16 protein-coding genes are annotated in these 25,395 nt (G+C 41.2%); 14 read left to right on the forward strand and 2 right to left on the reverse strand.

Annotated elements, in window-relative coordinates:
* Nucleotide 1: 1 nt before the first annotated feature.
* From prpC to KZZ04_RS10740, 6 genes are all read left to right on the forward strand, one after another.
* Nucleotides 2-1,129: a 2-methylcitrate synthase gene (gene prpC / locus KZZ04_RS10715; protein ID WP_138528459.1), complete on the forward strand. Its 1,128-nt coding sequence runs from the start codon at nucleotides 2-4 to the stop codon at nucleotides 1,127-1,129.
* A gap of 77 nt (nucleotides 1,130-1,206) precedes the next feature.
* Nucleotides 1,207-3,813 (forward strand): Fe/S-dependent 2-methylisocitrate dehydratase AcnD, encoded by a 2,607-nt coding sequence (acnD, locus tag KZZ04_RS10720; RefSeq protein ID WP_219422719.1) that lies wholly within the window; start codon nucleotides 1,207-1,209, stop codon nucleotides 3,811-3,813.
* 15 nt (nucleotides 3,814-3,828) lie between these two features.
* Entirely contained in the window at nucleotides 3,829-4,995 is a 1,167-nt protein-coding gene (prpF, locus tag KZZ04_RS10725; protein ID WP_219422720.1) for a 2-methylaconitate cis-trans isomerase PrpF, read from the forward strand.
* A gap of 568 nt (nucleotides 4,996-5,563) precedes the next feature.
* On the forward strand, nucleotides 5,564-8,617 hold the full coding sequence (locus KZZ04_RS10730) for a hypothetical protein (protein WP_219422721.1): 3,054 nt from the start codon (nucleotides 5,564-5,566) through the stop codon (nucleotides 8,615-8,617).
* Between the two features lie 64 nt (nucleotides 8,618-8,681).
* Nucleotides 8,682-9,773 carry a hypothetical protein gene (locus KZZ04_RS10735; protein WP_138528467.1) on the forward strand — a complete coding sequence of 364 codons (1,092 nt, stop codon included), beginning with the start codon at nucleotides 8,682-8,684 and terminating at the stop codon, nucleotides 9,771-9,773.
* Between the two features lie 9 nt (nucleotides 9,774-9,782).
* Nucleotides 9,783-11,666: a hypothetical protein gene (locus tag KZZ04_RS10740; protein ID WP_219422722.1), complete on the forward strand. Its 1,884-nt coding sequence runs from the start codon at nucleotides 9,783-9,785 to the stop codon at nucleotides 11,664-11,666.
* An 85-nt stretch (nucleotides 11,667-11,751) separates the two neighbouring features.
* Here KZZ04_RS10740 and glp read toward each other — a convergent pair whose 3' ends face one another.
* Nucleotides 11,752-12,966 carry a gephyrin-like molybdotransferase Glp gene (glp, locus tag KZZ04_RS10745; RefSeq protein ID WP_219422723.1) on the reverse strand — a complete coding sequence of 405 codons (1,215 nt, stop codon included), beginning with the start codon at nucleotides 12,964-12,966 and terminating at the stop codon, nucleotides 11,752-11,754.
* 42 nt (nucleotides 12,967-13,008) lie between these two features.
* On the opposite strand from glp, the gene modA reads away from it, so the two are divergent.
* Genes modA through KZZ04_RS10760 form a run of 3 tightly spaced genes read left to right on the forward strand, consistent with a single transcriptional unit; the run spans nucleotide 13,009 to nucleotide 15,455 of the window.
* The gene (gene modA, locus KZZ04_RS10750) at nucleotides 13,009-13,761 is read left to right on the forward strand and encodes a molybdate ABC transporter substrate-binding protein (RefSeq protein WP_219422724.1); all 753 of its coding nucleotides are present in this window, start codon (nucleotides 13,009-13,011) and stop codon (nucleotides 13,759-13,761) included.
* Nucleotides 13,748-14,425: a molybdate ABC transporter permease subunit gene (gene modB, locus KZZ04_RS10755; RefSeq protein ID WP_219422725.1), complete on the forward strand. Its 678-nt coding sequence runs from the start codon at nucleotides 13,748-13,750 to the stop codon at nucleotides 14,423-14,425. The genes modA and modB overlap by 14 nt, the downstream gene beginning before the upstream one ends.
* A gap of 1 nt (nucleotide 14,426) precedes the next feature.
* The gene (locus tag KZZ04_RS10760) at nucleotides 14,427-15,455 is read left to right on the forward strand and encodes an ATP-binding cassette domain-containing protein (RefSeq protein WP_219422726.1); all 1,029 of its coding nucleotides are present in this window, start codon (nucleotides 14,427-14,429) and stop codon (nucleotides 15,453-15,455) included.
* A gap of 17 nt (nucleotides 15,456-15,472) precedes the next feature.
* Here the strand turns inward: KZZ04_RS10760 and KZZ04_RS10765 are convergent, their stop codons facing one another.
* Nucleotides 15,473-16,231, reverse strand: coding sequence for a molybdopterin-synthase adenylyltransferase MoeB (locus KZZ04_RS10765; protein WP_219422727.1), 759 nt, complete (start codon nucleotides 16,229-16,231; stop codon nucleotides 15,473-15,475).
* A gap of 288 nt (nucleotides 16,232-16,519) precedes the next feature.
* On the opposite strand from KZZ04_RS10765, the gene KZZ04_RS10770 reads away from it, so the two are divergent.
* The 5 genes from KZZ04_RS10770 (at nucleotide 16,520) to KZZ04_RS10790 (ending at nucleotide 25,388) form a co-directional block, all read left to right on the forward strand.
* Nucleotides 16,520-17,989 (forward strand): NarK family nitrate/nitrite MFS transporter, encoded by a 1,470-nt coding sequence (locus KZZ04_RS10770; RefSeq protein WP_219422728.1) that lies wholly within the window; start codon nucleotides 16,520-16,522, stop codon nucleotides 17,987-17,989.
* A 9-nt stretch (nucleotides 17,990-17,998) separates the two neighbouring features.
* Nucleotides 17,999-19,738 (forward strand): bifunctional protein-serine/threonine kinase/phosphatase, encoded by a 1,740-nt coding sequence (locus tag KZZ04_RS10775; RefSeq protein ID WP_219422729.1) that lies wholly within the window; start codon nucleotides 17,999-18,001, stop codon nucleotides 19,736-19,738.
* Between the two features lie 9 nt (nucleotides 19,739-19,747).
* A complete protein-coding gene (locus KZZ04_RS10780; protein WP_219422730.1) occupies nucleotides 19,748-20,941 on the forward strand; it encodes an alginate export family protein in 1,194 nt (397 codons plus the stop codon).
* Between the two features lie 208 nt (nucleotides 20,942-21,149).
* Nucleotides 21,150-22,676: an FAD-dependent oxidoreductase gene (locus KZZ04_RS10785; RefSeq protein WP_219422731.1), complete on the forward strand. Its 1,527-nt coding sequence runs from the start codon at nucleotides 21,150-21,152 to the stop codon at nucleotides 22,674-22,676.
* Between the two features lie 21 nt (nucleotides 22,677-22,697).
* The gene (locus KZZ04_RS10790) at nucleotides 22,698-25,388 is read left to right on the forward strand and encodes a nitrate reductase (protein WP_219422732.1); all 2,691 of its coding nucleotides are present in this window, start codon (nucleotides 22,698-22,700) and stop codon (nucleotides 25,386-25,388) included.
* Nucleotides 25,389-25,395 lie beyond the last annotated feature (7 nt).

A 25,395-nucleotide genomic window follows, 5' to 3' on the forward strand; every position in this document is an offset into this window, starting at 1 on the left:
CATGGTAGATAAAGCATTAGGCGGCGCAGGTTTACGCGGCCAAGTAGCGGGTCAAACAGCATTGTGTACAGTAGGCCAAAGTGGCTCGGGTTTAACGTATTGTGGTTACGATATTAGCGAACTGGCTGAAAAAGCGCAGTTTGAAGAAGTGTCGTTTTTACTTTCACGCGGTGAGTTACCAACTACTAGCGAACTAGCTGAGTACAAAGCCAAATTAAAAAGCTTACGTGGCCTACCAGATGCACTTAAAACCGTGCTTGAAAATATTCCTAAAGACGCGCACCCAATGGATGTAATGCGTACAGGTTGCTCTATGTTGGGTAACCTTGAAATGGAACTTGATTTTAGCCAAGCAAACGATGCAATTGACCGTATGGTTGCGGTGTTCCCAAGCATTATTTGTTACTGGTACCGTTTTACACACGATGGCGTTCGTATTGAAACACAAACAGAGGACGATTCAGTAGGCGCACACTTTTTAACACTATTACACGACAAAGCGCCAAGCGAGTTATTTGCACAGGTAATGAATGTGTCGCTTATTTTATACGCAGAGCACGAATTTAATGCCTCTACATTTACGGGGCGCGTGTGTGCATCTACTTTGTCTGATATTCATTCGTGTGTAACCGGTGCTATTGGTACGTTACGTGGCCCATTACATGGCGGTGCAAACGAAGCCGCAATGGACATGATTGAAGGTTTTACTAGTGCAGAACACGCTGAGCAAGAAGTTATGGGCATGCTTGAGCGCAAAGATAAAATTATGGGCTTTGGCCATGCTATTTACCGCGAGTCGGACCCACGTAATGTAATTATTAAAAAGTGGTCTGAAAAATTAGCTGCAGAGGTGGGCGATGATGTGCTTTACCCGGTGTCTGTTCGTTGTGAAGAAGTAATGTGGCGTGAGAAAAAGTTATTTTGTAATGCTGATTTTTTCCATGCATCGGCTTATCACTTTATGGATATTCCGACTAAGTTATTTACGCCAATATTTGTAATGAGCCGCGTAACTGGTTGGACAGCACATGTTAAAGAGCAACGTGCTAATAACCGTATTATTCGCCCTAGTGCTGATTACACAGGACCAGATGCACGCAGCTACACGCCAATTGAATCAAGGGGCTAATTAGTCAGTATGTAAGGTGAGCAACACGCTCACCTTTTTGCCTTTTATTTCCCGTCACTTATTAGCGAGTTTTTATTATGACCATAATTAACAATACTCAGTACCGCAAACCGCTTGCGGGCTCAAACGTAGATTACTACGATACTCATGCCGCTGTTGATGCTATTAAACCCGGTGCTTATGCTACTCTTCCTTACAGCTCGCGTGTATTTGCCGAAAACTTAGTACGCCGCTGCGACCCTGCTATGTTAACCGATGCACTTAGCCAAATAATTGAGCGCAAACAAGATTTAGATTTTCCGTGGTATCCGGCACGTGTGGTGTGCCACGATATTTTAGGCCAAACAGCCCTTGTTGATTTAGCAGGCTTGCGCGATGCTATTGCAGCAAAAGGGGGCGATCCGTCTAAGGTTAACCCTGTGGTACCAACGCAGTTAATTGTTGACCATTCGTTAGCGGTTGAACATGCGGGTTTTGATCCTGACGCATTTGAAAAAAACCGTGCAATAGAAGACCGCCGCAACGACGACCGTTTTCACTTCATTAATTGGACTAAAACGGCCTTTAAAAATATTGATGTGATCCCGCCTGGTAACGGCATTATGCATCAAATTAACCTTGAAAAAATGTCGCCCGTTATTCAAAACCGCGATGGTATTGCATTCCCCGATACTTTGGTAGGTACCGACAGCCACACCCCGCATGTTGATGCGTTAGGTGTTATTGCTGTAGGTGTAGGCGGGCTTGAAGCTGAAAGCGTTATGCTTGGCCGTGCATCGTATATTCGTTTACCTGATATTGTGGGTGTAGAGCTAACGGGTACTCGCCAGCCGGGGATCACCGCTACCGATATTGTGTTAGCGATTACTGAGTTTTTACGCGAGCAGCGTGTGGTATCTACCTATTTAGAGTTTTATGGCGAAGGCGCTGATGCGCTAACGCTTGGCGACAGAGCGACCATTTCGAACATGACACCCGAATTTGGTGCAACTGCGGCCATGTTTTATATCGACGATAAAACAATAGACTATTTACGTTTAACAGGGCGCGATGAAGAGCAAATAGCCCTTGTTGAAAACTACGCTAAAACAGCAGGCCTTTGGAGCGATAGCTTAAAAACAGCAAAATACGAGCGTGTTTTGACTTTTGATTTATCGAGTGTTGGTCGCAATATTGCGGGGCCTTCTAACCCACATCGTCGTGTTTCAACTAGCGATTTAGCGAAAGAAGGTATTTCGGGTGTTGTTGAAAACGAAGAAGGCCTAATGCCAGACGGCGCGTGTATTATTGCGGCAATTACCAGTTGTACCAATACCAGTAACCCGCGCAATGTAATTGCGGCAGGTTTGTTAGCGCGCAACGCAAATGCCAAAGGCTTAATGCGCAAACCGTGGGTTAAAACGTCGTTAGCGCCGGGCTCTAAAGCCGTGCAATCGTACCTCGAAGATGCAAACCTATTACCAGAGCTTGAACAACTTGGTTTTGGTATTGTTGGCTTTGCGTGTACGACTTGTAATGGCATGAGTGGGGCACTTGACCCTGTTATTCAAAAAGAAGTAATAGATCGCGATTTATACACAACGGCTGTGCTTTCGGGTAACCGTAACTTTGACGGGCGTATTCATCCTTATGCAAAACAAGCCTTTTTAGCATCACCGCCTTTGGTTGTGGCTTACGCTATTGCGGGCACGATTCGTTTTGATATTGAAAAAGATATTTTAGGGCAAGACCAACACGGTAATGATGTAACCCTTAAAGATTTATGGCCAACCGATGAAGAAATTGATGCGGTTATTCAGCAAAGCGTTAAACCCGAGCAATTTAAAAAAGTGTACGAGCCGATGTTTGACTTAACCGTAGATTACGGTGAAGACAACGACCCACTTTATGATTGGCGAGCGCAAAGTACCTATATTCGCCGCCCACCTTATTGGGAAGGCGCACTTGCAGGTGAGCGCACCATGAGTGGTATGCGTGCATTAGCGGTATTGGGTGACAATATTACAACCGATCATTTATCGCCTTCTAACGCGATTATGGCAAGCAGTGCTGCAGGTGAATACCTGACTAAAATGAATGTGCCAGAGGAAGATTTTAACTCATACGCAACGCACCGCGGCGACCATTTAACGGCGCAGCGTGCCACGTTTGCAAACCCTAAATTACTTAACGAAATGGTACTTGATGAAAACGGCGAGGTTAAGCAAGGCTCGTTCGCACGCATAGAGCCCGAGGGTAAAAACACGCGTATGTGGGAAGCAATCGAAGCCTACATGGAGCGCAAGCAACCGCTTATTATTGTGGCCGGTGCCGATTACGGGCAAGGCTCGTCTCGCGATTGGGCTGCAAAAGGCGTTAGGCTTGCCGGTGTTCAAGTGATAGCTGCAGAAGGTTTTGAACGTATTCACCGTACTAATTTAATTGGCATGGGGGTTTTACCGCTTGAGTTTGCACCAGGTACTACGCGTAATACACTAAACCTTGATGGTAGTGAAAGTTACGATGTAAAAGGCGCACCAGCACCGGGCGCAACATTAGAGCTGGTGATCACCCGTAAAAATGGTGAAGTGCTAACTGCAGCAATGAAATGCCGATTAGATACGCAAGAAGAGCTTTCTATTTATGCTGCTGGTGGTGTATTACAGCGTTTTGCTCAAGACTTTTTAGAAGCGACAAACGCGTAATAAGGATTTTTTAAAATGTTTAAACCACAAATAAAAGTGCCGGCAACCTATATGCGTGGCGGTACGAGTAAAGGTGTGTTTTTTAATTTAACCGATTTGCCAAAGCCTGCCCAAGTGGCAGGTGAGGCGCGGGATAACTTATTACTTCGTGTTATTGGCAGCCCCGACCCTTATGGAAAACAAACCGATGGCATGGGTGGGGCTACATCAAGCACAAGTAAAACGGTCATTTTAAGTAAAAGTGAGCAAGCCAATCACGATGTAGATTATTTGTTTGGGCAAGTCGCCATTGATAAAGCCTTTGTTGATTGGAGCGGTAACTGCGGTAACTTAACCTCTGCAGTGGGTGCGTTTGCTATTAGTAATGGCTTAGTTGATAAAAACCGCTTGCCCGAAAATGGCATTGCTATTGTGCGTGTGTGGCAGGCCAATATTAAAAAAAGCATTTTAGTGCATGTACCAATGACTAATGGCGAAGTGCAAGAAACAGGGGACTTTGAGCTTGACGGTGTTACGTTCCCAGCGGCTGAGGTAAAGCTTGAGTTTGTAGACCCTGCTGATGGGGATGGGGCTTTATTTCCTACAGGTAATGTTGTTGACGATTTAGAGGTACCAGATGTTGGCACACTAAAGGCGACGATGATTAATGCGGGTATTCCAACTATTTTTATTAATGCTGAAGATATTGGTTATACCGGCACTGAGCTTCAAGACGACATTAACAATGATGACGCTGCGCTTAAAAAGCTTGAAACAATACGTGCTTATGGCGCTGTTAAAATGGGCTTAATTAATAATATAAATGAGGCACAAGCACGCCAGCACACTCCTAAAGTGGCGTTTGTTGCCAAGCCCGTTGCGTATAATGCATCAAGCGGTAAACACATAGATGCGGGCAGTATTAATTTATTAGTACGTGCTATGTCGATGGGTAAATTACACCATGCCATGATGGGAACAGCCGCTGTTGCTATTGGCACCGCAGCGGCTATAGAAGGTACGTTAGTTAATTTAGCTGCAGGTGGCGGCGCATTGAGTGAGGTGAACTTTGGTCATCCTTCGGGCACGTTAAAAGTAGGCGCCGAGGCTAAAAACAGTAATGGCGACTGGCAAGTTACCAAAGCGAGTATGAGCCGAAGCGCCAGAGTATTAATGGAAGGGCTTGTAAGGGTTCCTTTTTAATCATTTTTTGCTGCATTATTCACTTTTAAAAATCAACTGACCCTTATAGTCAGTTAGGGTTAATTTAACAGTATTAATAATGCAGTAACAATTAAGCAGGATTTTAAAATAAATAATAAACAAGGGATTAGCTTGGTTAGTTCTAAAGGGTTGCTTTTTCATTAAAGCTAAATGCTTTAGGGTTGATTTCCTTCCAATCTACATTTATTTTTAATGTTCTGTCGCAAATACTTGAAGAAAAAATTTAACAAACTAAATTTAATGTAATAATCAATCAACAAACACGATATATTATAAACCAACATGTTGGTTTTTTGTGGCTCTAACCTAGGTTATTGAATTTAATTAAGGCCTATAAAAATTAAAACATGGCGTTAAACTAAAATTACATCATTTTATATGTATAAATATGTAGCAACAACTCATAGCTTAATGGTACTTTTAAAGTTCTAGTAACAAAGGTTAGATTATTGTGCTTGTTTACATTTTTTGTAAACGGTGAATAAGCTTACCCAAGTTTAACCAAACTTTTTCAGATACTTATTTCATAGCTATCAAGGAGAAATAAATGGCGAAGCGTATGATCAAATTTACACCAATAGCGGCATCAGTTGCACTTACACTCGGCTTAACTGCGTGTGGTTCTGACAACGATGGCAATAACTATGTTGCACCAACACCACCGGCTGAATCTTTTAGCTCAGAAGACACGGCTTTATTTAACGTAGAAGTTACAGGTAAAGCGGTTAAAGGTGCGATGATGAACGCGGTGGTTAGCGTTTCAACATTAGATGCAACAGGTGAAATGGTAGCAGTACCATTTCGTTTAGCGGCTTCAGCTGAAGCTGAAACATTCTCTGCTGAAGAGTCAACTCAAGAAGCTGCAGATGCAGCTGTTGCTGCAAGCATTTTAGCAGCAAACCCAGAAGCCGTTTTAACAAACGAAAGTGGTCGTTACAGCGTTTACTTAGAAAATGACTTTTCAGGTCCTGTATACATCACAGTTAAAACATCAGCTGAAGGTGACGATAGCTACCTACGTTGTGATGCTTACCTAGGTTGTGGTACTTATGACGAAGCACCAGCAGCAGAAGACGATGTTAACGATGGCGATACAGCGATTGAGTTTGGCGAGTGGTACAAAACAGACCTAGAGCTTTCTGTTGTTAAATTTATTCCAGCGGTAGAAGCTGATGCATCTGGCGCAAGTGGTGCTTTAGGCGACGCAAACGTAGCGCGTTCACTTAGAGCAAATGCGACTTTCTTAACAACGCTTGTTTCACAACTTTTAATTGATGCAGGTGAAGGTGTTGATGCTGCTGGTATTGCTAATTCAAGTGTTGATGTGCTTGTTCAAGTTTTAGGCCCAGATACAGCACTTTTACTAGCTTCTTTGCTAGGTGATGTTTCTAACGGCGGTGCAGTTGATTTAACTGACGTTGACGGTGAAGAAATGCTAGACGATGGTATTTTATCGTTAACTCAAGTTGCTTCATCTATTCAGGGCCTTTCTGACATTAACGGCAACATGACAAAACTTATTGCTGGTATTAAAGCAGGTAAAGTAACAGGTAGTGACGATGCAGAGATAGCTGCACTAGCCACTGCATTACAACAAGCTGCTACAAATACAGCTAATATTTTCTTTGCAATTGCTACAGGTGAAGAAAGCGATATTGAAGCTGCACTAGCAGCTGCATTTGCTGTAAACAACCCAGATGCGACTGACGCTGAAAAAGCGGCGTTTGCTGCGCAATCTACAGGTATTGCTAAAAAGGCAAAAGCTGCTAAAGATAAAGCTGTTAAAAATGGTGCAGCGAGTGATGCCGGTTTAGCAAAGGCCGCTGAAAAATCTAAAAAAGCACTTGAGAAAATTGGTTGTACTGACGATTGTACAGTGGGCGATGGCTTTTACATGCAACTTGCAGCTAAAACAACTGCTGCCGTTACTGTTGCAGAAGCTGAGCTAGTGTCAATTCAGGCATCAGTTACTGCTGCGCAGGCTGATTTAGTTGCAGTACAAGCACTAGGTGGTGACACTGTAGTTGACGCAGACACAGCCGTTGCGTTTGCAAATGCGGTTGAGTTACTTGCAAATGAAGCTGAAGTGGCTGATTTAGCCGGTGAATCAGATGCATTATTTGTACAGTCTCAAGGTTTAGTGTCTGTAGCTACTTTACTTGTGGCTAATAACACTGATTACCAACAGATTTTAGATGATGCAGACGCGTTAGTTGTCGGTTCTTCTGCTGAAATTGAAAAAGTTGCTACATTTAATACAGAACTTGAAGCACTTGTAGCTGCAGCAACACAAGCACTTGTTGATTTTGATGCAGAAGTTGCAGCAGCTGCTGCTCTTGCTACAGAAACAAATGATTTAGCGCTAGCGGCTGAAACTGCTGCAATGACTGCTGAAACAGCGTCAACAACAGCACTATCTTCTGCTGAAGATGCAATGGTAGACAACGCTGAAAATGCAGCTGAAGCGCTAGTACTTGCAGACGCTGCAATTGTTGCGGCTTCTGACTTTGCTGCAAGTGTTGACGCATTAGAAGTTGCTATTGCACAAGCATTAGCTGCTGCAGAAGCTTACTTAGCTTTAGATGCTGACAACGCAGATGCACAAGATTTAATTGACGCTGCAGAGGCTATGGCTGTTACAGCGGCTGCTAAAGCTGAACTTGCATCAGAGCAGTTTGCTACAGCGTATGCTTTACAATTAACAGCGCAAGACGCTATTGCTAAGTTTGAAGTACTTGTATCAGTTAAAGCAACATCAGAGTCACTAAGTACAATGACTGTACTTACAAGTACTGGTGGTGAAGCGGTTCTTGATGCAGCTGATGTATTAGCTGACGTAATTAACGAACTTGCTGATATGGGCAACTCTGGTGAGGGTACGTCTACTCGTCAACCTAACTGGACTTATGCTTACAGCTTAGACGACCTAACGCTTATGCTTAACAATGCAACCACAGGTGAAATGATCAGCGCTGCTGCATCTTACCAAGGTGAGCAGTTAGTTGTTGCTTGGGGCGCTACATTAGTTGGTGGTGATGCTACGGTTGAGCTAATGACTGCAGACACGCAAACTAACGCACTTGCAGATTGTGTTGACTTTGCAGCTGGTACTATTGACGAGACTCAAATTGATTCTTGTTTAATATTTACGTTTGACGGTGAAGTAGATGCTGACACAGTAGATGACGCTGAAATCGTTAATACTGAGACTTGGAACCACGTTACAATTATGGACGGTGATTCTGGGTTTACTGGTATGTTAAATGTAACTGCTGATGACGCGACTGACATGGGTACTGTTACTCTTGAAGGTATGTCGGGCGACCTAGACTTTAAAGTTATGGGTACGGTTGACGCAAGCGGCGATGAAGATCAAAGCATGTTAGATGTAATGGTTAAAGGTGATGCAGCAATGGGTTACACATTATCTCTTATGGGCGCTGAGTCTACAGGTTACACTGGCGACGTTAAAGCGATGTACGAAGGCATGATGATGTCGTTTGGTACTGCTACTAAAGTTACTAATGGGCTTTCAATCACTTACATTGATGGTGTAACAATGGATTACACTGATGTTGATTTAATTGACTCAAGTAAGTAATTTTTAAACTATTAAAGGGAAAAGCAGTGTGCTTTTCCCTTTTTTTATTGAAAGCGATTAAATTATGAAAAAAAAAATTCTTTTGCTAGGATTTTCATCAGCTCTACTTTCTCCACTTGCATCCGCTAATAATCAGTTTCAAGTTTTTACTCATTTTGACGCAGAAATTTATACCGAAGCGCAACCAGTACAAGCATTTGTTGATGACTTTGATGCGCCGCTGACATCGGGTGACAGTGCATTTACGTACAATATATTTGAAGTAGGTGTAGGATACGGTAATTTTAAAGTTGGACTGCAAAGTCGCTTTGACTACGTATTAAACTTTGACCCTGATACGGCAAAATATACGCACACCGAAAAAAATGATCTTGCTTTTGAAGATAGATATTACACTTACTTTTTAGACGCCAAACAGGCAACGTCTAACGGTGTTTTTGTGTCTTACGATTTTAAATTTTTAGACAAAAATGCATTAACCATTACCCCAAAATTGTCTGTGTTTGCGAGTACGCATTTTCAAGATGGGATAGTTGATGGACGTATTTACAGTGATGAAGTAGAAGGCGATATCTCTGTTGATTATAACTATTCAAAAGATATTTTATTTAAAAAGTTTACTCCCTCTGAAAACCCTGAAGGGCTAGGTTACAGCCTAGATATATTTGCTGATTGGCAAGTAAATGACGAATTACATGTAGGCTTTAGCGTTAAAGACTTACTTTATAAAACAGATTACGAAGACAGTGGTTTTGTAAACGGCCAAACCACTGAGATCCCATTTAGCCAAAACGACAATGGCGACATAATAACTCAGCCAACGGTATCGTTAAAAACGTCGTCATTTGGTAATACGCAATCTCACGATTTTGATATGAAAATGCGCATGCAAGCGTTTGCTGATTACAGAATTAATGATCGATTTTCTACTCAATTAACTCTTAAACGTTACGATCAAGATACATTTAGCCAGTTAAAAGGGCGAGTTCACTTTTGGGACCATTGGAAAGTACAGGCTGGCTACGAAACTAAAAGTAAAGCTTACTTAGTGGGGATTGAAAGCAAGTATTTTGGTCTTAATTTGCAAACCGATAGTTTAGATTTGGATAAAGCGTATTATGCAAATATAAATTGGTACATGAACATTAAGTTTTAAGGAATGAAGATGTTAAAACAAATTATACCCTTAGGGGTTGCAGTAGCATTAGCGGGTTGTGGTGGATCATCTTCGAGTACTGATAACAATGAAAACGTGGCTTTAACTCAAATTACAACTAATTCAACAGCACGTTTTTTTGTAGCTAATTGGCAGTCGCCGCAGGGTACGCTCAATATTTTAAATAGTGAAGGGGTTATTCAAGAATCAATTGACGTTGATAATATTAATACCTTTAGTGTTACTGTAACACCACTCGCTTATAGCCGTTTTGAATTTATACCTGATAACACGTCGCTCCCATGTCCGCGATTTACCGGTTGTGGCAGAACTGTGCGTGACGACCCTAATGATTTAAACGGCAACCGCTTAGTTGATTTTCAAGAACCGACGGCTGTTACATTAAATTATAAGGCCGATGCGTTTATTGCCCCTGGTGTGAACGCGGTGTATTTTTCTCCATTAAGTACCGCTATCACTGATGCCGGCTTAAGTGCAGCAAAAGCTAGTTTATCGGCCACGCCGTTTTATCATTTAACGCACAGTAACCTTACAGCAAGTGTTGAAGCTGAAATGGTCACAAATGCATTTACGTATGCCGCTATTATTGCAGGTGTAGCCGACAGTACATTTAATGTAGATGCGGCATTTAATGCTTTTTCTAGTAATGATACTGAACAGCAAGCATGGCAAGATTACAGCCAATTAGCTGCTCAATACATTCCCGATAATCTGTTTAATGAACAGGGAAATGGCTTATTACCTAACGTTGCAGGCCAAGTAAACCAAACAATTGCGAGTGTAACTACTTATCAACAGTGGGTGCCACGTGTAAGCGAAGCACAAAGCTTAGAGTCAAGAGAGTTGCTTGTTGATGTTAGAAACATTATTGGTGTGACAAGGCTTCAAGAAAAAAGCTATTCAGAAGAAATCGATGCTAAGTTTGCTGAACTTGAGGGCGCTTTTGATGAAGATACCCAAGCAACACTGACTGCACTTATTAATGCGCTCAACGAGGTAATAACAAATTATTCTCCGCTGGCTGATGACTCAGTGCCTGCTGGGCAATATTCGCTTAGAAATTTAGACATTGATTACAGCAAATCGCCTTATACTTGGGCTATAACGGGTACCTACGATGACTTACCGATCAGCATAGACTTATCTATCCCTACTTTTAGAGTAAGTGGTGTGTTAGGCAATAAAATTGAGGGGGTAATGAGTGCTACGGTAACCAATGGTGCAACGATACTGAGTGTTGATGTTAGCGAGTTACTGATTCAGTTTGATGGTATTGAGGTGGTAAACGAAACAAACCCAGACGCTGATACAGGTATTGCCCAGCTTACTACAGATGTTGTTATTAATAAGGCTAATGGTAAGTTGGCAGGGGATTTGTCATTAAATTTAAATCGTTTTGTAGACTCATTTGCAGAGGTGTCTAACACGTTATCGTCTTTTAATTTTCAAGGTGATTATGAAAGTGATATTCAAAATACCGCGTTTCATATTACTGCAATTGAATCGTCACCCTTTATTGGTGAAGAAAATGATGATTTAGCATTTACCTTTGAATTAGATTTTCCGCTAAGTGCTGCCAACGATTTTAAATTTGCTTATGTGGGTGCTGTAGATAATTTAACAGAGCTAACATCAACAGATATATATGTGAGTGCTCAAGGGCAAGCGTTAGATCTTCGTATTCGCGATGTTAATGGCAATATTAGCTTAGTTGCTAAAGGTGAGTACGGTCGCTGGCTAGATGTAAAACAAGCGGGTCGTAATTACAGTGGCGGCTTATACTTTGGTGATACAAAAATTGCTGAGGTTACCGCTGTTCGTGGTATTCCGGGTGTTTTATTTCCAAATGGTGATTTTGAATCGTTGTTTTAAACCCCCTTTAGTTTTAAAAACTAATATTAAAAAGCCCAACAAGGTGAACACCTAGTTGGGCTTTTTGTATTATTGCTCGCTGGTATTACAGCAGTTCTATTTCAACGGTTTCGCCTTGTGCAATGTTGCCACTTTGTGCAGGGACTACAATTAAGCAATTTGCTTTACTGAGTGACGACAGTACACCTGAGCCTTGTTTTTCAACAGGTTTAACAACAAGGTTATTGTTTTCATCGTTACTTGCAATACCACGTTGAAAATCTGTACGGCCAGGGCGCTTTTTAATTTGCTGAGTTGTGACTGCTTTTAAACGAAGCGTGGCTTTATGCTCATTGCCCGACAGTTTAGTCAATGCTGGTTTTACAAGTCGCTCAAGCGTCACAGCGGCAGAAACTGGGTTGCCAGGTAAACCAAAAAAGTAGCTGTTAGGCAATTTACCAAAGGCAAAGGGTTTGCCTGGTTTCATGGCTATTTTCCAAAAGTGAATATCGCCAATGTCGTTTAATACTTCTTTTGTGAAGTCGGCTTCACCAACCGATACACCGCCTGAGCTAATAACGGCATCGGCTTGCTCGTTCGCTTTTAAAAAGGTGTTTTTAATCAAGGTTTTGTCATCAGCAATAATACCAAAATCAATAACTTCTATATTGGGATTATTAAGTTCGCTAATAATAACAGCGCGGTTACTTTCAAAAATAGCGCCTGCAGATAAGGTATTACCCGGCTCTATTAGTTCGTCACCAGTTGAGAACACGGCTACTTTTAGTGTTTCGTAAACGTTTACTTTATTTATGCCAATAGAGGCTAATAACCCTACATCTACACCTTTGAGCTTTCTGCCTGCTTTTAATACCACACTGTTTACTGCAATATCTTCACCAGCAAAACGGACATTGTTATTGAGCTCAATAGTGCCTGAAAAAGTAATTTCATCGTTATTAACAGTGGCGTTTTCTTGCATAACAACGGCGTTAGCACCAGGTGGCAATGCTGCACCGGTCATAATTCTTACGCATTGGCCAGGATTAAGCGTTTTGTCGAAGGTTTGCCCAGCAAATACACTGCCTACTTGTTTGTAGGTGGTAAGGCCGTTGCTGATACACAGTGCATAACCATCCATTGCCGAGTTATCATGAGCGGGCACATTAATTGTTGATTTAACATCAGTAGCTAAAATGCGGCCAACGCTACTCATTAAAGGTATTGTTTCGGTGAGTTTATTGAAGCTAATTGCGTCCAACATATTACTGATTGCGGTTTCTATGGGTAATAAACCGGGTGCATTGCAAACATCGTTCATATATATTGCTTACTTAAATCATTTTTTAAAACAATACTTACAATGTCAAAGCTTTACAATACATGGCTGGGTTATTTTTTGTTGGGTGTTTGCGTGTTTTCAAACATGTTAAACGCAAAAGAAACAATACATGTTGCGGTGGCAAGTAATTTTAAAGCTGTGCTACAAACCTTGCTACAAGACTCCCCAATACCGGGTATACAAGTAAAAATATCAGCAGCATCGAGTGGGGTTTTATATTCTCAAATTGTGCATGGTGCGCCGTTTGATGTGTTTTTATCGGCTGACGATGCGCGCCCGCAAGCATTAATCAAAGAGGGGTTTGCTAGTGAAAGAACATTAGTTACTTATGCGCTCGGTGAACTTGCTGTATGGCAGCCCAATGCTAATAAACTAAACGAAAAAGTAGCTATAGCTAACCCGCGTTTTTCACCTTATGGGCAAGCGTCTGAGTTTTACGCTAATGCCAATTTTAAAAAGCCAATAAGTTATGTATATGGGAATAACATTACGCAAGCCTTTCAGTTTGTTCAAAGTGGTAATGCGTCAGTGGGGATAGTGGCTGTTTCTACATTAAAAATGGCGTTTAATACCAGTCAAGATCCTCAATATTTGTCGTATAAGTTAATTCCACCGAGTGAGTACCCCGAAATTATTCAACAGGGGGTGATTATTAAAACGAGTAAAAAAATATTGAGTGCTCAAAAGCTTATGGATTTTTTAATGACCAGCAACACACAAAAAAAGCTTGTTGAATTAGGGTATAGAACAAAGGATAGCAATGCTTCAAAGTGATTTAACAGCGCTGTGGTTAACGGTAAAGTTAGCTTTTATAACCGCTGTGATGCTGCTTATTTTATGTATTCCTGTTGCATATAAGTTAGCAGGGTACAAAGGTAAATTTAAACCGTTTTTAGAAGCGCTTATTGCAATGCCGCTTGTACTTCCACCGACTTTACTTGGTTTTTACTTACTTGTTTTATTTTCACCCACGCATGCAGTTGGGCAGTTTTGGTTTTGGTTAACAGGCACGCAGCTGGCGTTTAGTTTTCAGGGGGTGGTTATTGGTTCGCTTTTTTATTCTCTTCCTTTTGTAATGCAGCCCTTAGTTGCAGGGTTTAAGCAAATTAATCAAACCTATAATGAAGCTGCAATAGCACTGGGGTTAAGCCACTTTAAACGCTTTGTTTATTTAATTTTGCCGTTATTAAAACCCAGTATAGGTAGTGCGTTTGCATTGGGTTTTGCGCATACATTGGGGGAGTTTGGCTTAGTACTTATGATTGGTGGCAACATACAAGGAGAAACTCAAGTGGTTTCTATTGCCTTGTACGACCATGTAGAATCGTTAAACTATGCAGCTGCGCATCAGCTTTCGCTTATTTTACTCGCTATTTCGTTTGCCTGTTTAGTGCTGTTATTTAAATTTAATAAAAGCATAGTGGGGGTTAAACAATAACATGATTAAATTAACCCTATTTAAAGCACTTAATAATTTTGATTTAGATATAAAGCTTCACCTTGAATCGTTTTCTATTGCTGGGGTTTTTGGCCCATCAGGTTCAGGAAAGTCGACATTACTGCGCTGTATTAGTGGCCTTGAGGGCGAGCAGAGTGTTTATATAAATCACCAGCAAGTTGATCACTTACCGACTGAGCAACGCGGGGTAACACTACAGGTTCAGTCTTGCCCATTATTTCCGCATTTAGATGTGGCAGGTAATTTAGCCTTTACACAAACGCATTGTACTAATAGGCGAACTGATTTAACCGAGCAAAAAGTAATAGAGGCGCTTGAATTACAACCATTATTAAAGCGCGATGTACATAGTTTGTCGGGCGGAGAGCGCCAACGTGTTGTGTTTGCCCGCACATTATTAGCAGGGCAAAAATTTATTATTTTAGATGAACCATTTAGCGCTCTTGACTGGCCACTGCGCTTTAAAACACTTTCAACAATTAGTGAGCTTGCTGCAGAATATAATATTAAATTTATACTCGTGAGCCACTCTTTAAAGGAGTTGTTGTTTTGTTGCGATACCCTTGTGCAACTTAATAATGGTAAGGTAATTAATCACGGCCCAAGTGCGCTGGTGGCTAAAGCTATTTACGCTAATAATAAACAAACACCACTGAGCCTAATTAACTTTCAAATAATTAAATTTGACGAAAAATACGGCGTGTATCAGCTTAAACTGCACGAAAGCGAACAGCAGCTATTTGCATTACCCAGCGCTGTGGAGCAAGGAAGTAAACTGATATTAGAGTGTGAGCAAATATCTGTCAGTGCCGATAGGCCAGTAAATGTAAATAACAGTAATGTTTTAGTGGGGGTGCTTGTTAATGCAGACCTTATTAACGGCTCATGGCAGCTTGCGTTAAATATTGATGGGCAAACCTTGTATTGTTTGCACTCTAAAAGGCTATGTGAGCAAAGTAGCTACAAATTAGGCGATACACTTTACGCCGCTATTCATAACCTAGAGTAAAATAATCAAAACCCGAGTTATTGACTACACGTGGGGCACTGGCTATTTTTAGGGATTTTAAAGCGGTTAAACTCCATGCTGAGCCCATCCACCAGCAATAAGTGTTCACTCAAGCCGCTTGGTAAACCCGCAAGTATTTTTAGTGCCTCTGTGGCTTGAATACTGCCAATTAATCCTACAATGGGTGATAGCACGCCCGACTCTGAGCAGCTTTGTGTTTGATCAGACATAAACTGCGATAAGCACGCGTAGCAGTGGCTATTTTGCTGCATTGTAAAACAGGCAACTTGGCCTTCCATTCTAATTGCAGAGCCTGAAACGAGCGGTGTTTTTGTTTTATAACAGGCGCTATTGAGTAAATTACGTGTAGGCAAGTTATCAGAGCAATCAATTACTATATCAATATTATTTAATAGCTCGTCAAGCGTTGACTGCTCATCTAAAAATACATCAATTGTATGTATATCTATTTCATCATTTAGACTCGCTAACTGTGCTTTAGCAGCATGCGTTTTTAAGCGACCTACGTCTGTTTGTTTATAAAGCACCTGCCTTTGTAAGTTAGTCGCATCAACCACATCGTTATCTATAAGCGTTAAGGTTCCTACTCCTGATGCTGCTAAGTACTGTGCAACCGGGCAGCCTAAACCACCTAAGCCTACTATGAGCGCATGAGACTGCCATATTTTTTCTTGCCCCTCTATATCTAATTTAGGCAGCATTATATGACGCGAGTAGCGCAGTTGTTGTTGGTAAGTCAGGGCTGGTTTAGTCATTAGCGGCTTCTCATTATTTTTATACACAATAGCAATTTTTAGAATATGTGGGCAAGAACGGGGTTAAAAGTAATTGCACTGTTAGTGCTCACATTGATTACCTTAACAGTGCAAATGAAAATTATAACGAATTAGGAAAAACATAAGTCAATGATTTTTAATAAAATAAATTATTGGCTCACTAATTGCTCAGTATGGTTAACGTGAAATTAACAAATGTAGCAGTGTAATTAATAATAAAGTAGTAACTGCTATAAATAACTACAAACGTAACTAAGGAAAAATAACATGCAACCGAGTACTGGGTTTAATCTCATATCGTTTAGCGGAAAAATGAAAATACTGCATTTAAGCTGGATGGTGTTTTTTATCTCATTTTTTGTCTGGTTTAACCATGCGCCATTATTAGGCGCTATAGCGGGTTCGCTAGGCATTACTATGGCACAAGTAAAAACTCTGCTTATTTTAAATGTAGCACTAACCATTCCTGCGCGTGTTGTGGTGGGTATGCTTACCGATAAATTTGGGCCGCGTATTGTTTATGCGGCTTTACTCATTACGTGTAGTATTCCGTGTTTTATGTTTGCATTGGCCACTACGTTTGAGCAAGCCGCTATCGCGCGTTTTGCACTTGGCTTTATTGGTGCGGGTTTTGTTGTTGGTATTCGCATGGTGAGCGAGTGGTTCCCGGCAAATGAGTTGGGTACAGCCGAAGGTATTTACGGTGGCTGGGGTAACTTTGGTTCGGCGGCGGCTGCTATGTTGTTACCAGTACTCGCGCTTATGTTTGGCGGTGATGATGGTTGGCGCTACGCGATTGGCTTGACGGGTGTGTTAAGTGTAATTTTTGGTGTTATATGGTACGTAAACGTAACTGACACGCCAAAAGGTGGCACGTACTTTAAGCCTAAAAAAGTAGGAGCTATGGAAGTAACGAGTAAAGGCGACTTTGTACTACTTCTTATAATGAAGCTACCTATGTACGGTGCTTTAGCACTACTTACTTGGAAATTATCGCCTACTGGCGCAAACTTACTTTCAGAAAACTTTGTTATTGGTACATATGTATTTTTGGTGCTGCTTTATCTTTACGAAGTGTATAAAACGTATGACATAAACGGCCATATTTTTAAGCAACCTGTTCCAGAATCACATCGTTACGAATTTAAACAAGTGGCAGTTTTAAATATTCTTTATTTTACAACATTTGGCTCAGAGCTTGCCGTTGTATCTATGTTGCCATTATTTTTTAGTGAGGTGTTTGGCCTTGATATGGTGTACGCAGGTTTACTTGCATCAGCCTATGCATTTATGAATTTAGCCTCTCGCCCTGGTGGTGGTTGGATCTCAGATAGAATGGGTCGTCGTAAAACGCTTATTGTACTTACCACAGGCTTAGCTGTAGGTTATTTTGTTATGGGCTTAGTTGACGCTAGCTGGCCGCTTTGGCTTGCAGTTGCAGCTGCCATGGCGTGTTCGTTTTTTGTGCAAGCAGGGGAAGGCGCTGTATTTGCGGCTGTGCCGCTTATCAAACGCCGTTTAACGGGTCAAATTGCAGGTATGACGGGTGCGTACGGTAATGTAGGGGCTGTTGTATATTTAACGGCGCTCTCGTTAGTTGATTACCAAACCTTCTTTATGATTATCGCTGCAAGCGCATTGTTAGGTTTAGGTGCTTTGTTGTTTATGAAAGAACCAGATGGCCACATCACAGAAGTAAACGAAGATGGCACCGTTGAACTTATTTCTGTGACTTAAGGCATATTTATGTTTGATGAAACCCAAAAAGCCAGCGCACTTACAAACGAACTTAACGTTGAGTTTGGTGGGCACAGTAGCAAAGGTATAAAAACCGAAAACCAAGATGCGTTTGCTGCTCTTAATACTCAAGCGCAAGAAAAAGAGTCAAAAGGGGTTATTGCCTGCTTGGCCGATGGGTGTTCATCAGCAAAAAATGCTAAACAGGCGTCACAGTTATCGGTAACGCACTTTATAAATGAGTATTTAAATACACCGCCAAGTTGGGCCGTTAAAAAGTCGGTATCTAAGGTATTGGCCAGTTTAAATCAGTGGCTGTATTCGCAATCGGTTAACTATAATCACCTTGGCCAGCGCCAAGCAGATTGGATGACCACGTTTACAGCGCTTATTTTAAAATCGGCTACGGGTTATATTTTTCATTTAGGTGATACCCGAATTACGCGTTTACGTGCAAAAAGTATGGAGGCGATAACACGCGACCATAAAGTAAACGATACCCTAACGCGAGCTTTAGGCGCGCAGCTCCATCAAGAAATTGATGTATACGAAGTTGAACTTAAAGCGGATGATATTTATATACTTACCTGTGATGGTGTACACGATGTGTTGCCATACAGTGATATACAAAAGCTAATTGATGAGCATACTAATTTAGAGCACGCAGCAAAAGCAGTGACAGAGCTTGCCATAGCAAGAGGCAGTGACGACAACGTAAGCTGCCTACTTGTAAAAGTGAATAGTATTGCAAAACAAAATTTAGACGAGTTATATCACTCTTTAACTAGGCGAAAAATTCCGCCACCGTTAAAGGTTGGCCAAAAAATTGATGACTTTACTGTTATCCGCGAATTACACGCTAGTAGCCGCTCGCACATTTATTTAGTGCAACAAACGCCCGATACGCCGCCTGTTGTATTAAAAGCGCCTTCGGTAAATTTTGAAGACGATGTGCACTACCTTCAAGGCTTTATAAGAGAAGGCTGGGTAGGGCAACGTATTAATCACCCCAATGTAATGAAAGTTTTAAATACGCAATCGCAAAGCCGATTTTTATATCATATTTGCGAATACATGGACGGGCAAACACTGAGTGATTGGAAGCATGATGTGCCGCATCCAGAAATTACCCAAGTGCGCAGTATTATTGAACAAATAGTGCAAGCACTTAGAGCGTTTCAGCGTTTGGATATGGTGCATCGCGATTTAAAACTCGATAACGTGATGATAGACGCTCACGCCAAAGTAACATTAATCGATTATGGCACGGTAAGTGTTGCGGCTATGGATGAGTCGGTAAAGCAAATTACTGATGATTGCCCGCAAGGTACGGTAGATTACACCGCACCAGAGACGCTTATCACTATGCATGCCGATTTTAAAAGTGATTTATTTTCGCTAGGCGTTGTTGCGTACGAATTATTATGTTCAAAATTGCCGTATCAGCCACTCGCGCATAATCATGTACCAAAAGATTACAGTCACTGGCAATACACAAGTATTCGTAAACACAGAGCAGATATCCCGTTTTGGTTAGATCAGGCTTTAATGAAAGCATTGGCTCCCAAACCCGAATTCAGATACCACGCATTTTCTGAATTTATAAGCGATATCAATAAACCTAATCCACATTTAAAAAGTACCGCCCCGAAATACTCAATAATGAAACGCGATCCGGTTTTAGTCTGGAAAAGTATTTCGTTGTGTTTATTTATAGCCTTGGTGTGTGTACTTATAATTAAAAATTAAGAGATAAACATGTTAAATCATAAAAAAAACTTACCTATTATTTTTATACTGGGTAGCTTAACTGCGCCTTCAATTAGTGTTGCAGCGCAAACCGATCTTAACTTCAGACTGCGTTTTGAAAGCGCAGAGCAAGATAACGCGTTAAAAGATGCAAGTAGCTTAACGCTACGAACACGCCTTACCCATAAAACAGATGAAGTGAATGGTTTTTCTGCACTTATTGAAGTTGAAGACAGCCGAAGCGTGTTAGGTGTAGACGATTACAACAATACATTGGGTAAAAATACTAATTACTCAGTAATAGCCGACCCAGAAATCACAGAAGTGGATCAAGGTTTTATAAAATACGCGAAAGATGCTTTATCAATTAAAGTGGGTAGGCAAGTAATAGCGCTTGATGGACAACGATTTGTGGGCCACGTTGGCTTTAGGCAAGACAGACAGACCTTTGATGCTGCAACAGTAAATTACACGTTTAACGACATTAACTTGCACTATAGCTACATAAGCAAGCGCAACCGTATATTTGCTGATAGCAAAGATATTGATTCATCAGATCACATGATCAATGCAAGTTTTAAAACAAGCGTAGGTAAGGTAGTTTTATACAGTTATTTATTAAGTAACGACGCAGTAGATGATGACAGCCTAGATACCTACGGTATTTCTTTTAATGGTAATAAAACGCTCAGCGACATTAAATTTTACTACAAAGCAGAGTACGCCACGCAATCTGCATCAACGAGTATGAGTGATTTTGACGCTGATTATTATGCCTTTGAAGGCGGTATTGATTTAGACGGTTTAGGCATTGAAACCGTAACATTAAAAGCCGGTGTTGAATCACTGGGTTCTGATAATGGCGATTATGGTTTTGCTACGCCACTTGCCACAATGCATAAATTTAATGGTTGGGCTGATACGTTTTTAGCAACCCCATCACAAGGACTTGATGACACTTATGTTAGCTTAAATGGTAAAGCCTTTGACGGTAAATGGTTAGTGGCTTATCACAACTTTGATGCAAGCGACAGCGTCAATGGAGTTGATGATTTAGGCTCAGAGCTCAATGTGCAATATGTTAAGCCTATTAATAAAACCTATGCCGTAGGCGCTAAATATGCCGATTATTCAGCAGGCGATAGCGCGGCAGGCAAAGTCGATACCCAAAAGCTATGGGTGTGGGTAAGTGCTAAATTTTAGCCCTCATAATTTAAAGCGTTACAAGTTGGTGCAATAGCGCCAGCTTGTGGTGCTTTCACTTCTTTTTTACTGCACCAATTTGGTTAAGTTACTGAAATATATTATTTATATATCTGGCTTGCATATTGCTATAACAACTACATAACAAATTATACGTTTGAAGTATTAATTTATGCATTTAGTACTTTAAATCAAACAGGTGATTTTAATGCCAAGCAAGCAGCGTGTTGTCGTCGTAGGAAACGGAATGGTCGGGCATCATTTTGTACAGCAGCTAGTATCGCAACAAGGTGATAGCAAAAATGTTGATATTACAGTACTCAGTGGTGAAGACCGCCTCGCTTATGACCGCGTTCAGCTCTCGTCATTTTTTAAAGGCAAAACCGAAAACGATTTAGCACTTACCTGTAGTAAAACCTACCAAGATTGGCAAGTTAGTTTTCATACTCATTCTAAAGTGGTTGATATAAACCGTGATGCAAAAACGGTGACTACCTCAAAAGGCGAATCATTTGCGTACGACAAGCTAATACTGGCAACAGGCTCATTTGCATTTGTGCCACCCATTCCAGGTAAAGATCGTGAGCATTGCCTAGTTTACAGAACCATTAACGATTTACACGCTATAAAAAAATCAGCACAAGGTAGTAAAATCGGTGTGGTTATTGGTGGCGGTTTATTAGGGCTAGAAGCTGCAAATGCGTTAAAGCAGCTAGGTTTACAAACCCATGTAATAGAATTTGCGCCACAGCTTATGGGCGTACAAATAGATGGTGCTGGTGGGCGGTTACTAAAAAATAAAATTACCGAGCTCGGCGTTACAGTGCATACCTCAGTGGCTACAGAGCAAATTATTGAAGGTGAAAACAGCCGTTATAAAATGTGCTTTAAGGGGGGGCAAACCCTAGAAACCGACATGATTGTATTTTCAGCCGGTATTCGCCCATACGATAATTTAGCTCGCGAGTTTAATTTAGAATTAGGTGAGCGCGGCGGCATTGTAATAAACAACCATTGCCAAACGAGTGATAAAAACATATACGCAATAGGCGAATGCGCCCTTTGGAATAACTTTATTTTTGGCCTTGTAGCACCGGGCTACGCGATGGCAAAAGTAGCGGCAGGGCATGTTTTAAAACAGCTTTCTTCAAGTACAGCTTCAAACACACCTTTAAGCAACTATTCAAACAATACTGATGAATTTAGCGGCGCGGATATGAGCACTAAGCTTAAATTAATGGGTGTTGAAGTGGGCTCAATTGGTGATGCCCATGCACGCAGTGAAGGCGCAATTAGCTATTACTTTGAAGATCAGCCAAACGGTATTTACAAAAAAGTTGTCACTAATGAGCAAGGCAACAAACTTATAGGTGCTGTACTTGTTGGCGATACCAGCGAATACGATAACTTATTGCAGTATCACTTAAATAGTATAGAGCTTAGTGTGCCCGCAGAGTCTTTAATAATGCCGCTTGCAGGAGATACTGGTGAGCTAAGTGCTGATGATTTACCAAGTGATGCCATTATTTGTGCGTGCCACAAGGTTACAAAACACACCATTGAACACGCTGTTATGCGAGGCTGCAGCGATTTAAGTGATGTGCAGCAAGCAACTAAAGCAAGTACTGGCTGTGGAGGCTGTGAAAAATTAGTGCAAAGCGTTATTAGTAGTGCACTTAATAATAAAATAGCCACCCTTATCCCTGTAGATGAACCTGTATCACAGAGCGCTTAACGCTAACAATATGAGAGCAGTATGGAAACTTTAAACACTTGTTCAAACACGCCTTTGCTTAAACAAACCACTTGCGCTTATTGTGGTGTAGGGTGCGGGGTTGATATTTCATTATTAAATAATACCCCAACAAAACTTGAAGGCACGCGCGAGCACCCCGCTAATTTTGGCCGCTTGTGTGTTAAAGGCACGCATTTGCTTGACACCACCGGCAGTGATAATCGCTTAACGTCGCCTCTTATTGATAACGAGCCTGCCAGTTGGGATGCTGCAACAAAATACGTTGCGAATAGATTTAACGCCATTATTAAAGAGCATGGGCCGGAATCGATTGCGTTTTATGTATCGGGGCAGTTACTCACTGAGGATTACTACGTTGCCAATAAATTAATGAAAGGTTACATAGGCTCAGGCAATATAGATACAAACTCAAGGCTGTGTATGTCATCTGCGGTTGCCGGTTATAAACGTGCGTTTGGTGAGGATGTAGTGCCATGCACCTACGAAGATTTAGAGCAAACTGAGCTACTTATTTTAATTGGCTCGAATGCAGCTTGGACTCATCCGGTACTATATCAGCGTATGGAGCGCGCAAAAAAGCTTAATCCAAACATGAAAGTAGTGGTTATTGACCCGCGAAAAACCGATACAGCCGAACTTGCCGATACCTTTTTAAATATAAAACCAGGCAGCGACGGGGCACTTTATAACGGCCTACTTAATTATTTAAATGAACATAACTATTTAGATACGCAATTTATTAACGAGCATACAAATGGCTTTGAAACAGCGCTTGCAGAGGCGAAAAAGTGGAGTGTAAAAGCGGTAAGTGACTTTTGTGATATCGACGCGCAGCTAGTCAGTGACTTTTACGCCTTATTTGCAAAAAGTCCAACCGCCATTAGTTTTTATTCAATGGGTATTAACCAATCAAGCTCAGGGGTTGATAAGTGTAATACGATTATAAATGCGCATTTAGCGTCGGGCAAATTGTTAAAACCTGGCTGTGGCCCGTTTTCAATAACTGGGCAACCTAATGCAATGGGGGGGCGTGAAGTAGGTGGCTTAGCAAATCAATTAGCAGCACATTTAGACATTGAAAACGAAGCGCATCAACAGTTAGTGCAGCGTTTTTGGCAATCACCAACAATAGCTAAAAAAGCAGGGTGTAATGCTATTGATATGTTTGATGAAATCGCCAAAGGAAAAATAAAAGCTATTTGGGTAATGGCAACCAACCCTATGGTGAGCCTACCTAATAACGCAGCAATACAAAATGCACTTGAGCAATGTGAGCTGGTGGTTGTGTCTGACTGTATTGCCAAAAGTGATACGCTAAAATTTGCTAATGTGGCGTTTCCATCAACCGGATGGGGAGAAAAAAACGGCACAGTGACTAACTCAGAACGCAGAATATCAAGGCAACGCCCACTAGTTGAGCCTTTCTCAGGAGCTAAAAACGATTGGCAAATAATGTGCTTAGTTGCCAAAAAAATGGGCTTTGAAGGATTTGACTTTACAGACCCAAGTGGCATTTTTGAAGAATGGGCGCAACTTACTGATTTTGAAAATAATGGTGATAGGCTATTAAATTTATCAGCCTTAGTAGGGCTTTCGCAGCAGCAATACGATAACTTAAAACCCGTTATGTGGCCGGTACTAAAAAATGAGCCATATAAAAACGGGCAGGTTTTTGTTAATAAACAATTTAGCACAGCAGATAAAAAAGCCCGCTTTATACCTATAACGCCCAAACTTCCTGTGCAGCAAATATCAAGCGATTACCCTTTTGTAATGAACTCAGGGCGAATACGCGACCAATGGCATACAATGAGCCGCACCGGAAAAAGTACAGCGCTTTCTACTCATATAACCCGCCCATACATTGAAATAAACCCCATTGATGCCAGCAGACTAAATATAAAAGCAAACGATTTAATAACTGCCAATGCTAAAACTGGGCAGGTTACAGCTCATGCAAAAATAACGGATGCCGTGCGTAAAGGTGAGTGTTTTATGCCTATCCACTGGAACAAGCAATTTGCCTCATCCGCTACGGTAAGTGGGCTTTATCAATCGGTTGTAGACCCTATTTCGGGCCAAGCTGAGTGCAAACATGGTGCCGTTGATTTAGTTAAAGCGCAGTTTGCTCAGTACATGCAAATTTTTAGCAAAACAGAGCTTAAAATAACCAGTGATTTTTGGCTTAAAGTTAACGCAAGTAATAGTGTTAACTACCAGTTAGCACTTAATGAAACACAAAATGACTTACTTTATTATTGCCAAACCCTTACAGGGTTACAAGGGCAGTGGTCGGCAATGGGCAGTGCAAAAGCAATGCATATTCAATGTATTCAAAACGAGCAGTTAGTGTTTGTTGCGGTAGTTTCACCTGCTCAAAAAGACATATCACTTGAGTGGATAAATTATTTATTTGCAGAGCCTTTAATAACCTTTAGTCAATTACAGTCATTGCTGTACGCCATGCCCGATGAAGAGTTTACTCAAGGCGCACAAGTATGTAGTTGCTTTAAAGTACGTGAGCAGCCCATTATAAATGCCATTAAAAGTGGTGCAAATACAGTGGATCAGTTGGGGTCTAAATTAAAATGCGGCACTAACTGTGGTTCGTGTAAAACGCAGTTAAGCCAATTAATAAAGCAACATGGTACAAAAAACGCTAACAGTATTGATGTTGCGGTTGTCATTTAAAGTGCTA

It is taken from the genome of Pseudoalteromonas sp. CR1 (assembly GCF_019392235.1).
In the GTDB taxonomy this organism is placed as follows: domain Bacteria; phylum Pseudomonadota; class Gammaproteobacteria; order Enterobacterales; family Alteromonadaceae; genus Pseudoalteromonas.